The sequence below is a fragment of the Tissierella sp. QWL-11 genome (assembly GCF_058683765.1).
In genome coordinates this window covers 1,034,535-1,048,529 of sequence record NZ_CM178750.1, presented here as the reverse complement: position 1 = coordinate 1,048,529, position 13,995 = coordinate 1,034,535, and the positions used below count along the sequence as shown (strand labels likewise).

The following is a 13,995-nucleotide window of genomic DNA, read 5'->3' as shown; positions in this document are numbered from 1 at the left end:
TTCACTAGTAAAATCAAGTAATACAAGTTCATATAGATTATAAAAAGCGTAGAGAAAATTAAATTTCTCTAAATAGTCTCTACGCCTATTATTAAATTTAAAGTATCAATGCTGCTATTGTTCCCATTATTATAAGAGGTATATTAAAGTGTAAGAAGGTTGGTACAACAGTATCCCAAATGTGATCATGTTGTCCATCTACATTTAGTCCAGCTGTAGGTCCAAGTGTACTATCTGAAGCAGGTGATCCTGCATCTCCTAGTGCTCCTGCTGTACCTACTAAGGCAATAATAGCTGGTGTGCTAAATCCTAATTCTAATGCAAGTGGTACAAATATAGTTGCTAATATAGGAATTGTACCAAAAGATGTTCCTATACCCATTGTAATTACAAGACCTATTAAAAGCATTACGAAGGCAGATATTAATTTGCTTCCTCCCATAATAGCTACACTAGCTTCTACTAAAGCATCTACTCCTCCAGTTGCCCTTATAACTGCACCATAACCTGATGCTACTAACATTACAAAAGCTATAAAGCCCATGATGCCAATACCACCATTCATTACATCATCCATGTCTTTCCAACTAAAAGCTCCAAATGCTAGCATTATTGCTAAACCAACTACAGCTCCAAGTGGAAGAGAACCTACTGCTATTTGAATTACAAAGGCAGCTACTGCCCCTAATAATGCTCCTATGTGAGCTTTAGTAAGGCTTGTATCTACTGTGTATTCTGTATCAGCTTCCATAGCTCCAGTTTGCTCATAATCACGAGGTTTTCTATAAGAAATAAAAACTGCAACTAATAGTCCTACTAGCATACCAAGACCAGGAAGAATCATTGACTTCCACACTTCTGTATTTTCTACAGCTAAGCCATTATCAACTAATGCATCTGCTATAACTGTATGGAATATGAGCCCAAATCCTACTGGTAAAGTTACATATGGAGCTTTAAGTCCAAAGGTTAAGGCAGTTGCTACTGCTCTTCTATCTATTTTAAGTCTGTTCATAACACCTAATAATGGTGGAATAAGTATCGGAATAAAAGCTATATGAACTGGTATTAAGTTTTGTGATAGACAAGCTATACCTGCTATTAAAAGTATAAAAATAACTTTTTTATCTTTTATACGACGACCTATTTTAAGAGCCAATATCTCTGCAGCTCCCGTTTTTCCTATTGCATATGCTAAAGCACCAAGTAAGATATAAGAAAGTGCCGTTTCTGCATTTCCTCCCATACCACCTATCAATATCTCCATGGTCCCTCCAAGACCTATTCCTGCAAGACCTCCTCCAACAAGGGCAGCTAATATAAGAGCTATAAGAACGTTTACTTTTACTAAACTAAGCGCTACCATTACAATTACTGATATTAATACTGGATTCGTTAACATTTGACCACCTCTTTTTTTATTTTTTATTATCTTTAAAGCTTTAAGTTTCTTATCACATCCTTTCCTACTTTGATAAGGTTTTCAAGCCCCACCTCCTAAAATCTACTTCGTTTTAGTAATATACCCTTAATATAAAATTCTTATAGATAGTATTATCTATTTACTCTATTTTCTGCTATCAAATTCCCATGTTAGCAAACTAAAGTAGATATAAAAAACTCACAGAAGGTTTTCTGTGAGTTAGAATGTTATATTCAATTGAATTTTTTTGATAATTATATTTAATAATCATATTTATCACCATTTTCCGACTTTTTTATTGTATATAAATAATATCACACTTTTAATTTTATTGCAATATATATAATAATATTATTAATGATAATTTTCACTTAATTTGCTATAATGAAAATAAATTTAAAAGGAGATGATTAAATGAAACTTCATTTTGTAAAGGTAAACCCAGTAGAAAATATGACTATATTTGTGTTAAATCAAGTCCCCAGGGACAAGCATATAGATATATCTAACCAGCTCATGGACTACTCTAACGTCCATGCTGAGCAGGTTGGGTTTGTTGAAGCTGCTCAAGATAAATCCTTAATTAGACTTCAAATGATGGGTGGAGAATTCTGTGGAAATGCTACTAGATCTCTAGCAGCTTTTATGGTTTATAGTAATTATCCACAAGTTAAAAAGCTGGATAATAAATATATTGTCCCTTTAGAAGTATCCGGTATGGATGAACTAATAAATTGCGAAGTTGCGAAATTGCAAGAATCAAATAAATATCTTTCAAAAATAGAAATGCCCCTCCCTTTATCTATAAAAGAAATAGAAATTGATTATAACAAAACACCTATAAAAACTATAAGAGTAGACCTTCCCGGTATAACTCACTTTATTGTAGACAAAAGTAAAATAGATGATAAAAATAAATTTTATCAAATCTTAAAGCAAAATATGGATAAGGAAGAATATGATGCTTTTGGTATAATGTATTATGATTACAATAAAAATTTTATGGAACCACTAGTATATGTAAAAGCTACAGATAGTTTATTCTGGGAAAGAAGCTGTGCCTCAGGTACTTGTGCCCTAGGTTGTGCAATATCATTTTCAAACAAAAAAAATATTGATAAAGATATATTTCAGCCTGGCGGTAATTTAAAAGTTGGTGTACAATATAATGATGAGAATATATATAAATTATATTTAAATGGAGAAGTTGAAATTGTAACTGAAGGAATAGCATATGTATAGGTAGAAATAAAAAGGAGATAAAAATGTTCGATAAAAATTATAGTGTAGTAGACAAATCACAATGGCAAGGTAGAATAGATAGCGAAGATGACTTCGATAGTTTTAGATGGCACCAATGGGTAGAAGTCCTAGATTTAAATAATAAAGATTTAGAGCCCTATAAGGGAAAATTAGGCTTTGCCTTTTTAGGATTTGCATGTGATTATGGCGTTCAATTAAACAGAGGAAGAACTGGAGCAGCTAAAGGCCCTGAAAGTATTAGAAAAGAGCTTTCTCATTTGCCTTGTCAGTTTTCTAAAGAAGTAAATTTATTTGATGCAGGTAATATATCTTGCGAAAATTCTACTTTAGAAGAAGCTCAGGACTCCTTATCCAAGGCAGTAAAAAAGATTTTAGATTTAAATCTATTTCCTATATTACTAGGAGGTGGCCATGAAATTGCCTTCGGCCATTACAAAGGTGTATTCAACCATTTAAAGGAAAAAGATGATGCTAAAAATATCGGTATAATAAACTTTGATGCTCATTTTGATTTAAGACCTTATCCTAATGGTGGTACGTCTGGAACTATGTTTAGACAAATAGCAGATATTGCAAATGATGAAAATATAAATTATTCCTATTTTTGTCTTGGTATTCAAAAACATAGCAATACTTTAAATCTATTTAAGTCAGCTGAAAGTTTGGGAGCAAAATATATATTAGCAAGAGATATTACAAATGGTGATAATTATTCTATGCTTGAAAAGCTAGATGATTTTATAAAAGACCAAGATCATCTGTATGTCACAATTTGCTCAGATGTCTTTTCATCTGCATTTGCACCTGGGGTAAGTGCTCCCCAGCTACTAGGGCTTGATCCAGAAAAGGTATTGATTTTCCTTAAATATATACTCCGTTCTAAAAAGACAATAAGTTTTGATATAGCAGAAGTATCACCAAGATTTGACCAGGATAATACCACTGCAAATCTTGCATCTGTCATTATATTTTCAGTTGTAAATACACTTTCTAAAATTATGTAAACATAAGTAAAAAACTCCTAGAGATACCTCTAGGAGTTTTTTTATATTTTATTGTTCATCTAACAATCTTTTTTCTAGTATTTGATCAATACTAAAGTTTTCTACTTGTAGATAATATTCTGCAACATCTATTAGAGATTTCATAGGAACAGTTCCAATAACTTCACTACCTACTACATTTACTCCATATCTTCTTGCTTCCATTTTCACCATTTCAAAAGCTTGGTAAACTGCTGTTTTTTCATAGTTTACAAGGTTCATTGACACTTGAGTTTGATTTCTTTCTTCTAGTTTCAATCCTATACCTTTTACATATCTTAATCCACCACCGATATGTCTTACTTTCTTTGCAATTGCATTTGCAATTTCTACATCTGGAGTATCCAGATTTATATTAAATGCTACTAATGGAACTCTTGCACCTACTGCTGTACATCCACTCTTTGCATTCATTTCTTGAGGTCCAAAATCTGGTTTCCACTCTTCTTCTTTAATTTTTTCAAAGAACGCTTCATATTGACCTTTTCTTACTTTGGCAAGATTTTTTCTTCCAGGAGTTGTTGCCGCATCTTCATATAAATATACTGGAATTCCCCAGCTTCCTATTTCAGCTCCTACTTCATTTGCAACTTCAATACATTCATCTATCGTTACATTAGATACAGGTGTAAAAGGAATAACATCTGTTGCTCCCATTCTTGGATGAGCACCTTCATGTTTACTCATATCTATAAGTTCAGCAGCTTTTTTTGCAGAATTTATAGCAGCTTCTTTTACTTGTTCAGGAGATCCTATCATTGTAAGAACTGTTCTGTTGTGGTCTTTATCAGATGAGTAGTCTAAAATAATTATACCTTCAATTTTTCTAACTTCATCTATAATCTTCTCTACTAAAGCTTGGTCTCTACCTTCACTAAAATTTGGTACACATTCCATTAATTTTCTCATAATTTCCTCCTATTTTTTACATTAAATTTTCAACAAAAGTCTTTATAAACCATATTGTTTGTGGTTGATAGACAATATCTACTAAAAAGGCTCCAACTATTGGAACTATCATAAAAGCATTTCTACTCATTCCATATCTTTCAGTTACTGCTGTCATATTAACTATACCAGAAGGTGTAGCTCCTAAAGCATGGCCACATAATCCTGCACACATAACTGCAGCATCGTAATTTTTACCTAGTATTCTAAATACTACAAAATAAGATAATAGTACCATTAGAATTACTTGAGATAAAACTACAAATAAAACTCCACCTATTAATCCAGATAATTCCCAAAGCTTTAAAGTCATAAGAGCCAATGATAAGTAAAGATTTAACATGACATTTCCAATTTCATCAACTAAAGGGAAGTCAAATTTGTATAAATGTACTTTCTCATTTATATTTCTAAGTATTACCGCTACAAACATAGCTCCTACATAAGTAGGAAATCCCATATTAATTGCTTTACTAATCCATCCAGATATAATAGTTCCTAAAGCCATACATATAATAATTGCAGATACATTCTTCATTATATCAAGTGAACTTAATTTTTGTCCTGTGCCCACATTTACATTAGTAACAGATGTATCAAAGCCTCCATCTTCTTCTGGCTTCAAATTATGTTTTTCAATAAGCCTTCTCCCTAATGGTCCACCAACAAGTACTGCAGAAATAAGACCAAAAGTAGCTGCTGCTGCTCCAACTAATGGTGCAACCTCATAGCCTAAGTCAGCAAAAGTATTTCCATAAGAAAGTGCTGCCCCATGTCCACCAATCATGGAAATGGCACTTGCAAGTAATCCATATGGAGCTTCTAAGCCTATAGCTTTAGAAATTACTATTCCCATAGTATTTTGTAATATTGAAATTATACCAGCTATAGCCCAATATACGATTAATAATTTTCCACCTTTTTTAAGTAATTTGAAACTCGCACCTAATCCTACTGTTGTAAAGAAAGCAAGCATAAAGGTGTCTTGAAATATATTTTGAAAGTTAAAAGTAAATGCATCAGTTGAATAACCTATCCAAGTAATAAACATAAAAATGAATCCGCCAATAACTGGAGCTGGGATACAATATTTATCTAGTATTTTTATTTTATCTTTTGTAAAATATCCTAAAAGTAGTAATGTTACAGCGAAAGCTAAAGTAACAGCTGAATTTACCTCAATTGTAGTAATTCCATCAATAATTTCAAAGCCCATAGTTCCCTCCTGTTTTTAAATTATTTTTTTAATTATAATAGATAGTTATAACTTTTCATTAAATAACTTAATTTATCCTCTCCTTCCATGAAATTTGTGTAAAACATTCTAAATATTCTACTATCATCTTATGTGCATTTATATTGCATAATTCATGCCAAATTCTAAAAACATAAACAATGTGTATATTCTAACATTATATAATTTTATAATTTAGACAATAATTGACAAACATGCAAAAACTACCCTGCAAAATTTGCATAGTGCAAATTTTGCAGGGTAGTTTTGTCTTATAATTTATATTCTTTTATCTTATATCTTATAGTTCTTTCACTAATTCCTAAGCTTTCCGCTGTCTGCCTCCTATTTTGGTTATTAGTATCAAGATTAAATTTAATAATTTTTCTTTCTATTTCTTTCATATTCTCTCCCTGATATATTTTTATATAGTTTTCAGAAACTTTACTTTCTATTTTTATCAAGTTTTTAGAGTTTAGATGTAGAGAATTAATTTCTATATAATCTCCAGCATTTAATAATACTGCCCTTTGTATTATATTTTCTAACTCTCTTATATTTCCTTCAAAGCTATAATTTTTTAAAAGCTCATAAGATTCTTGGGATATTCCCTTTATATTTTTATTAAAGGAAATATTATATTTATCTATAAAATAGGGTACTAAAAGTTTTAAATCCTCAAGTCTTTCTCTTAGTGAAGGAGCTTTTAAATTTATTACATTTATTCTATAATAAAAATCTTCTCTAAAATTACCTAGATCTACTTCTTTTTTTAGATCTCTATTAGTAGCGCAGATTATTCTTACATCAACTTTAAATGTCTTATCGTCACCAATTTGTCGAGTTTCTTTATCTTGGAGAAAACGTAAAAGTTTAGATTGCAATCTTAAATCTAACTCTCCTATCTCATCTAAAAAAAGTGTCCCCTTTTCCGCTTTTCTAATTATCCCTATATTATCCTTATAGGCCCCAGTGAAAGCTCCCTTTTTATACCCAAATAACTCACTTTCTAAAAGTTCTCCAGGCATAGCGGCACAGTTTATAGCTATAAAAGGCTCATTAGCCCGATTGCTAGAGGTATGAATTTTCTGTGCTATTAGTTCTTTTCCAGTACCACTTTCACCTGTAACCAATATTGTAGCATCTGTATCCTTAACTTTATCTATTATGGATAATATTTCTTTTATCTTTTTTGACTCTCCTATAATATCCTTTTTTAAATGCCCTTCTAAAGTATTAATTTTTTCTGCCATTTCCATCTTATCAGAAGCAGTTTTTAACAAAAGTAACAATTGATCATTGTCTATAGGCTTAGTTATAAAATAATATGCCCCAGATTTAATAGCCTTTATAGAGTTTTCTATAGTAGAATAAGCAGTCATAATAATTATTATTGCATTAGAGTTTATATTGAAAATTTCCTTCATTAACTCTATTCCACTATCTTCTCCTATTCTTAAATCAAGAAGCACTAAATCCATCTTTCCCATTTTAAAAGTTTCTATAGCTTGTCCATAATTATCACTTATATATATTTCATACTCATCTTCTAATAAAAATTTTAAAGATCTTAAAATAGTTCTTTCATCATCAACTATTAGCAATTTATTTTTCATCTATATCACCTTTTCTAATGGAAATAATTATGCTCATCCCTTTATTTACTATACTTTTAGCATAAATATTTCCTCTGTTATCCTTTACTAATTGCTTAACTATAAACATTCCTAAACCATTGCCCATCTCCCTAGTTGTATAGAAAGGTTCAAAAATATATTGTAAATCATTTTCTTCCATCCCATATCCATTATCTTGAAAAACAATTTCAATTTTATCTTCTTTTTCCATAGTTGAAATACCTATGGTAGGATTATCTGATTCTTTAACTGCCTCTTTACTATTTAATAATATGTTTAGGACTATTTGTTTAAAATGATTTCTATCAAAATTAATATATATGGATTTATCTATATCTAAAATTAATCTAACATTTTTAATCTCTAATTTTACTAATTTTATGGAATTAGAGATTTCATTATAAAGATTTATCCTTTCAATTATAGGTTGTCTAGGAGATGTATATTCTATAAATTCCTTTATAAGTCCATCTATTCTATCTATTTCAGCAGGAATATCTTCAGAAGCTGCTAGCATAAATTCTTTATTGTCTACTTTATTTTTCATTTGACCTGCATATATCTTTATAGATGTTAATGGATTTCTTATCTCATGTGCCATGGAAGATATTATCTTATCCATAAACTGCATCTTATCATAATGTCTTAATTCATTAACAAGAACTTTTTGTTCTTCAGTCTTAGTCTCTATTATCTTTTTTAGATTATTGTTTATACTTTTAAATATATAGAATATAAAAATTATTAAACAGCCTGTAAGTACAGCAAATTTAAGATAAAGAGTAGAGTTTTCCTTTGTATTTTTAATAGGAGTACCAAACCATTTTCTATATAAAGAATCATAGATCCCACTCTCTTGGATTATAGCTAATCCTTCATTTAGTTCATTTAATACTTTCCTATTCCCCTTAGATACTGCAATTGCATATTTTTGTTCATTTAAGGCGTCTCCAACTATTTTAACTTTTTGAATACAATTTAATTCTTTACATATATAATTCGTTGTTAATGTATTTCCAATGATAGCATCTACTTTATTATCAAGTAAAGCATTTAATGCCTGTTCTAAAGAGTCATGTTCTATAATATTTATATCCTCTATTTGGCTTATTTCCCTATACACAATATCTTCTTTAATTAATCCTATTTTCTTTGATTTTAGATCATTTTTATTAGATATACTTCTATTTTCTTCCAATACAAATATAGATTGGGAATTCAATAATAATGAATCTGAAAATAAAAACTCCCTTTTTCTAGTTTCTGATTCTTTCATACCTTGAATTATATCAGCTTGTCCATTTTCAATTGAACTATATGCATCTTCCCATTTCATAGGTGTAAATATAAAATTCATATCAGTCACTAAGCTTATGGCCTTTAAAATATCTACATTAAATCCTTTATATATTCCATCACTATCAACATACTCATATGGAGGGAATTTATTATCTCCAGCAACTCTATAAATAGTAGTCTCAGCATACACATTCACCACAAAAACATTTAATATAATAAATATAAATACTATTATAATACTTTTTTTCAATATGATTGTCCTTTCTTTAAGGAATTACTATAAGTATATTTTACTATAATAAAGTATTATTGTCTAAAGTATGGAAGATAAAGATTTTCATATCTATAGTAAAGAGTAAAGATAAAAAAGACATACTCTAGTAAGTATGTCTAAAAAAATATATTCAATCCTATAAATGACCAAAATGTTATATATACTAAAGCTGCAATTGACACAGCCCAGCCTCCAAATAGCATAGCCTTCATATTGTTGGATCTAGCTAAACCCATTTGTCCTACCATATTTGCTGTTGGATAAACAGATGAAGTTATTCTTGAGGCTGCTATAAGTGCAATCGCCCACATTTCCATAGGTAGCTTTAGGGACTCTACTGCTGGTGCAAATAGGTCATGAGTTATTTGTATTTGAGCTACTGCAGCTCCATCAACGCCAAATCCTCCAACAAAACTTCCTATAATCATAAGGGCGAATCTTCCCCCTTTATCAACTAATACTAATAGATATTCTCCTAAGGCCTCAAATCCTCCACCTATGTTTATAACTTCTAGTAAAACATTTAAAAATATAAATAGTAAAAACATATGAGCCATCTTCCCCATACCTTTACTAAGAGCCTCTAAGCTATCTCCTATTCCAAGTTTACTAACTACAGATATCACTATAGTTAGAGATAACATCACAAATATTGCATAGCTTGTTCCCAATCCATTTATTATCCCATATAACATCAACACTATAAAAGATATTGCAAATGCTAAGGTAGTTCTTTTATTCTCTTTTGATATCTCAAATTCCTTATCTATTATATCATCTTTATCATATGATTCCTTTCCCTTTGTATTTTTTTGTATTCTTAGTGCAACAAAATATATAATAACCAGCCATATAATACCAAAGGGTAGAGCTGCCCATAACATCATCCTTCCATAGCTTAGCCCCGTTACAGCAAGAAGGGCTACAACTGGTCCTGTAAATGGACCCCATATAAGTCCTGTTTCTCCTGAAGTTTGAAATATTGCTCCTACAGTACTAGGTGTAAGACCAACTGCAGCTACTACAGGAATTATTATTGGAGCAATTATAGCATTTCCTCCTGCAAGTGTTCCCAAGAGCCCACATATTACTGTAGAGGATATGATTACTGCAAGTATGCCTTTTTTCTCACTATTTACACCTATTTTATTAATGATCCATTTCACTATAGTGTTACTTACACCTGTTTTTGACATTACCTCTCCTAGTCCACTTCCCAACATTATAATTAAACCTATTAATGCTAAGAAAGATCCCATAGATGATGCAAACAAACTAGATATTCCAATTGGCCCTTGCCCCGTTAATATAAAGCCCACTGCTATCCCTAGTAATGTTGCAGTTAGTGCCTTTTTCCCCATAAATACAGATACAATATAAATTAATAATGGTAATAACGCCCATAAAGACTGCTCATTTATCAAGGCATACTTTCCCATCTCCACTCCCCCTTTTACTATTTTAGTAATACTTTCCCATTATTTAAAAATTTCTCATCCCCATAAAGCACTGCTGGTTTGCCATTAATAAAAACATGTTCGATTCCAGATGGCTTTACTCTAGAATTAGTAAATGTAGAATTATCCTTTATAGCATCATAATCGAAGACTGTAATATCTGCAATTTTTCCTATTTCTAATGTCCCTCTATCTTTAAATCTTAATATATCAGCATTTAATTTTGTCATTTTATAAACTGCATCTTCAATTTCCATTAAATTATTCTCTTTAACCATCTCTAAAAATTTCGGAAATGTTCCAAAGCTTCTAGGATGAGGATTAGTATTATTCTCTTCAAGACTAAAAGCATATCCGTCGCTTCCAACAGATATATACATCTTTTCCATAATATTTAATACATCCATATTATTTAAAGAATGATATACAGCAGATATATTATTCTTAGATTTAAGTAATATAGTTTTTATAGTATTTACTGGATTTAAATTTAATTTTTTAGAGATCTCTTCTACACTTAAGCCTTCTATGTTTTTTATATATCCTTTAGTTTCTGATATTGAAATACAGCTTGCTCCTCCTCTATTTTCAATTTCTTTTGCTATATCTATATTCAATCTACTATCAAATTTTCTTAGTCTTCCTAACATCTTTTTTGTACCCCCATCATGAGCCCATTTTGGAATAAGGGCAGATAGAGAAGTTGAGGTAGCAGTATATGGATATTGATCACAGGTTATCTTTAAGCCTTCCTCTTTTGCTTTATCTATTTTTTCAAGTAGTAGATTGGACTTACCCCATTGTTTTTTACCTATAAGTTTTAAATGAGAAATATGCAAATGCACTCCTGTATTTCTTGCTACATCTATCATCTCATCTACAGCATCAAAAATTTTATCTCCTTCATTTCTCATATGTACTGTCAATATCTTGCCATTTTCTCTTACTACTTTAGCAAGTTTCTCTATTTCATCTTTTTCAGAAAAGCTTCCTGGAGGATATATGAGTCCTAATGATAATCCAATAGCACCATTTTGGAGTTCTTTTGATAGAATTTCACACATCTTATCCATTTCATAGTCAGTAGGAGGTCTATCATCAAATCCCATCACACTAGCTCTAAGTGTTCCATGACCTATTAGTACTCCTAGATTTACAGGTAAATCTATTTTGTCCATTTCTTTTTTGTATTCTAAAATATTTTTAACCTTTAGTTTGTCAGTGTCTAATTTCATTTGTAAACTTCCATTAAAATATTTTGTTACCTCATCTATATTGTTTTCCAATAGAGGAATACAGGATATACCACAATTTCCCACTATTTCTGTTGTTATACCTTGATAAATTTTACTCATGGATTTATTTGATGCTAAATAACATATATCTGAGTGGCTATGTATATCAATAAAACCTGGGGAGATAATTTTTTCTGAAACATCGATTGTTTCACCTTCATATTTTTTATCATCTGTACTTATATCAAATATGTATTTATCTCTAATAGCTATGTTTCCTTTATATGGCTTAATCCTATTCCCATCGACAATATATCCATTTTTAAGTATATAATCCACCTTAATCATTTAATTTACCTACCTTTCCATATTTATCTCATAAAAATGCCCATAATAATTCTATGAAACATCTACTAGTAAAATCACAATTAATTTACAATATGCATATTGTAGAATCTTAAAAAGATTTGATAGATTTATAAAAAAAGAAAGGTCTTGGTAGCTTTTTCACTACCAAGACCTTTCTTTTTTTATTTTTTATATACTAATTCACCATCTATAAATGTCTTTAATACTTTAGTCTCAAGAATCTCTTCTTCATTATTTAGATTAAATAAATCTTTGTCCAATACAATAAAGTCTGCAAATTTACCTTTAGATATACTTCCCTTAATTTCTTCTTCACCTGAAGCATATGCACCTTCAACAGTATAGGCATAAATTGCATTATTCATATCTATTTTTTGATCTTCTAAGAACACTTTTTTTGTATCCCCAGTAATATTTTTTCTAGTCACTGCAGTATATATATTAGGCATAGTATTAAAAGGCTCTACAGGACAATCAGTTCCAAAAGATACATGAACCCCTTTGTCAATCATAGTCTTCCAAGCATAAGAAGTATTAGCCAGTTTTTCTCCTACCCTTTCATTTATAATATTCATATCATAGTCAATAAATATAGGTTGAATAAAGGCTAATACATCCAGTTCTTTAAATCGATTTATCAGTTCTTCATCAGTTACTTGACAGTGAACTATTCCATGACGTGGTTTATTTTCCGGATAGGTTTTTCTTGCCTTTTCAATTGAATTAAGTGCCATTTCAATAGCTCTATCTCCAATTGCATGAATTGCTACTGGGCAATTATTTTTATGAGATAATAATACCATTCCATCTAATTCTTCTTGACTAAACATCTCTAGTCCCTTAGTAGTAGAATCATCATTATAGGAACTTCTCAAAGCTGCAGTCCTAGCACCTAAAGATCCATCATTCAATATTTTAATACAAGTCACTCTGTATTTATCTGTTCCCCATCCATGTCTATAATCCTTGTCAAAAAACTCTTGGATTTTTTCTTTGTTTCCAAATAGACACTGTTCACCTATACGAACTTTTAAATTCCCACTTTCATCTAAATCTTTTAACACATCAAACAAAAAGTCATAATCAAAATTAGGCACATATCCAAAGTCATCACTTTGTAAAGAAGTAAGTCCTTGCTTAAAAGCTTCAATTTGGGCTTTTAAAATAATCTCCTTAGTAGTGTCAAAGGTTAAACTAGAAATCTTTGCCTTTACTTCGTCTAATAGACTCTCCTTAATAATTCCATTTGGCTCTCCATCTGGCAAGGTTTCTATTAAATCACCGTATGTGTCTGCAGTTTCCTTAGTAATATTTAAAATTTCTAAAGCAGGGGTGTTTAAAACTCCAATATGAAAACATGTCCTCATTACAAGCATAGGAATGTCCTTACTTACCTCATCTAGGTCAAATTTATTTAGAAATCTTTTTTCATCTTCAAAATAATCATGATTCCAGCCTTCTCCTTCTAGCCATGAAGTATCTCCTTTATCTCTACTATCTACCTTAACTTTCAATCGAGTTTTAATTTCATCAATACTCTTTGTTCCTACTAGATTTACACTAAGTAGTGCCTTAGCAAAATGTATAAAGTGCATATGAGAATCATTTAAACCAGGAATCACTAATTTGTCCTCCAAATCAATTTCCTCATAATTATCTCCCATTTCCTTTAAATGCTCATAGGCTTCTTTTTGATTACCTACATATTCAAATTTATTACCTTTCACTATAAAAGTATCTGCTTTTTCTAAATCACAATCCATAGTATGAATTTTACCATTTTTAAATAATTTTATCATCAAAAAACCCCCTT

General features: G+C 30.5%; 10 protein-coding genes. 2 read left to right on the top strand and 8 right to left on the bottom strand.

The features are described 5' to 3' along the window. Window positions 1–97: 97 nt before the first annotated feature. A complete protein-coding gene (locus tag AC4PG3_RS04930; protein ID WP_492197957.1) occupies window positions 98–1,402 on the bottom strand; it encodes a Na+/H+ antiporter family protein in 1,305 nt (434 codons plus the stop codon). A gap of 435 nt (window positions 1,403–1,837) precedes the next feature. Between AC4PG3_RS04930 and AC4PG3_RS04925 the strand changes: the two genes are divergently transcribed. After that, a complete protein-coding gene (locus tag AC4PG3_RS04925) occupies window positions 1,838–2,665 on the top strand; it encodes a histidine racemase CntK family protein (protein WP_492197956.1) in 828 nt (275 codons plus the stop codon). A 23-nt stretch (window positions 2,666–2,688) separates the two neighbouring features. Continuing rightward, window positions 2,689–3,690, top strand: a complete 1,002-nt coding sequence (gene hutG, locus AC4PG3_RS04920; protein WP_492197955.1) for a formimidoylglutamase — start codon at window positions 2,689–2,691, stop codon at window positions 3,688–3,690. A 48-nt stretch (window positions 3,691–3,738) separates the two neighbouring features. Here hutG and ftcD read toward each other — a convergent pair whose 3' ends face one another. From ftcD to AC4PG3_RS04885, 7 genes are all read right to left on the bottom strand, one after another. Then, on the bottom strand, window positions 3,739–4,638 hold the full coding sequence (gene ftcD / locus AC4PG3_RS04915) for a glutamate formimidoyltransferase (RefSeq protein WP_492197954.1): 900 nt from the start codon (window positions 4,636–4,638) through the stop codon (window positions 3,739–3,741). Between the two features lie 16 nt (window positions 4,639–4,654). Then, window positions 4,655–5,893 carry a sodium/glutamate symporter gene (gene gltS / locus AC4PG3_RS04910; protein ID WP_492197953.1) on the bottom strand — a complete coding sequence of 413 codons (1,239 nt, stop codon included), beginning with the start codon at window positions 5,891–5,893 and terminating at the stop codon, window positions 4,655–4,657. A 290-nt stretch (window positions 5,894–6,183) separates the two neighbouring features. Further along, complete coding sequence (locus AC4PG3_RS04905) at window positions 6,184–7,527, bottom strand: sigma-54-dependent transcriptional regulator (RefSeq protein WP_492197952.1); 1,344 nt, start codon at window positions 7,525–7,527, stop codon at window positions 6,184–6,186. Then, complete coding sequence (locus AC4PG3_RS04900; RefSeq protein WP_492197951.1) at window positions 7,517–9,097, bottom strand: transporter substrate-binding domain-containing protein; 1,581 nt, start codon at window positions 9,095–9,097, stop codon at window positions 7,517–7,519. Before AC4PG3_RS04900 ends, AC4PG3_RS04905 begins: the two co-directional genes overlap by 11 nt. Window positions 9,098–9,237: 140 nt before the next feature. Continuing rightward, window positions 9,238–10,560, bottom strand: coding sequence for a TRAP transporter large permease subunit (locus AC4PG3_RS04895; protein WP_492197950.1), 1,323 nt, complete (start codon window positions 10,558–10,560; stop codon window positions 9,238–9,240). A gap of 17 nt (window positions 10,561–10,577) precedes the next feature. After that, window positions 10,578–12,161 carry an N-acyl-D-amino-acid deacylase family protein gene (locus tag AC4PG3_RS04890; RefSeq protein WP_492197949.1) on the bottom strand — a complete coding sequence of 528 codons (1,584 nt, stop codon included), beginning with the start codon at window positions 12,159–12,161 and terminating at the stop codon, window positions 10,578–10,580. Between the two features lie 182 nt (window positions 12,162–12,343). Further along, window positions 12,344–13,981, bottom strand: coding sequence for an amidohydrolase (locus AC4PG3_RS04885; RefSeq protein ID WP_492197948.1), 1,638 nt, complete (start codon window positions 13,979–13,981; stop codon window positions 12,344–12,346). Window positions 13,982–13,995: the final 14 nt, after the last annotated feature.

Bases quoted from the DNA above. Each gene is read 5' to 3' on its own strand.
- AC4PG3_RS04930 (WP_492197957.1), bottom strand. From the start codon at position 1,402: ATGTTAACGAATCCAGTATTAATATCAGTAATTGTAATGGTAGCGCTT.
- AC4PG3_RS04925 (WP_492197956.1), top strand. From the start codon at position 1,838: ATGAAACTTCATTTTGTAAAGGTAAACCCAGTAGAAAATATGACTATA.
- hutG (WP_492197955.1), top strand. From the start codon at position 2,689: ATGTTCGATAAAAATTATAGTGTAGTAGACAAATCACAATGGCAAGGT.
- ftcD (WP_492197954.1), bottom strand. From the start codon at position 4,638: ATGAGAAAATTAATGGAATGTGTACCAAATTTTAGTGAAGGTAGAGAC.
- gltS (WP_492197953.1), bottom strand. From the start codon at position 5,893: ATGGGCTTTGAAATTATTGATGGAATTACTACAATTGAGGTAAATTCA.
- AC4PG3_RS04905 (WP_492197952.1), bottom strand. From the start codon at position 7,527: ATGAAAAATAAATTGCTAATAGTTGATGATGAAAGAACTATTTTAAGA.
- AC4PG3_RS04895 (WP_492197950.1), bottom strand. From the start codon at position 10,560: ATGGGAAAGTATGCCTTGATAAATGAGCAGTCTTTATGGGCGTTATTA.
- AC4PG3_RS04890 (WP_492197949.1), bottom strand. From the start codon at position 12,161: ATGATTAAGGTGGATTATATACTTAAAAATGGATATATTGTCGATGGG.
- AC4PG3_RS04885 (WP_492197948.1), bottom strand. From the start codon at position 13,981: ATGATAAAATTATTTAAAAATGGTAAAATTCATACTATGGATTGTGAT.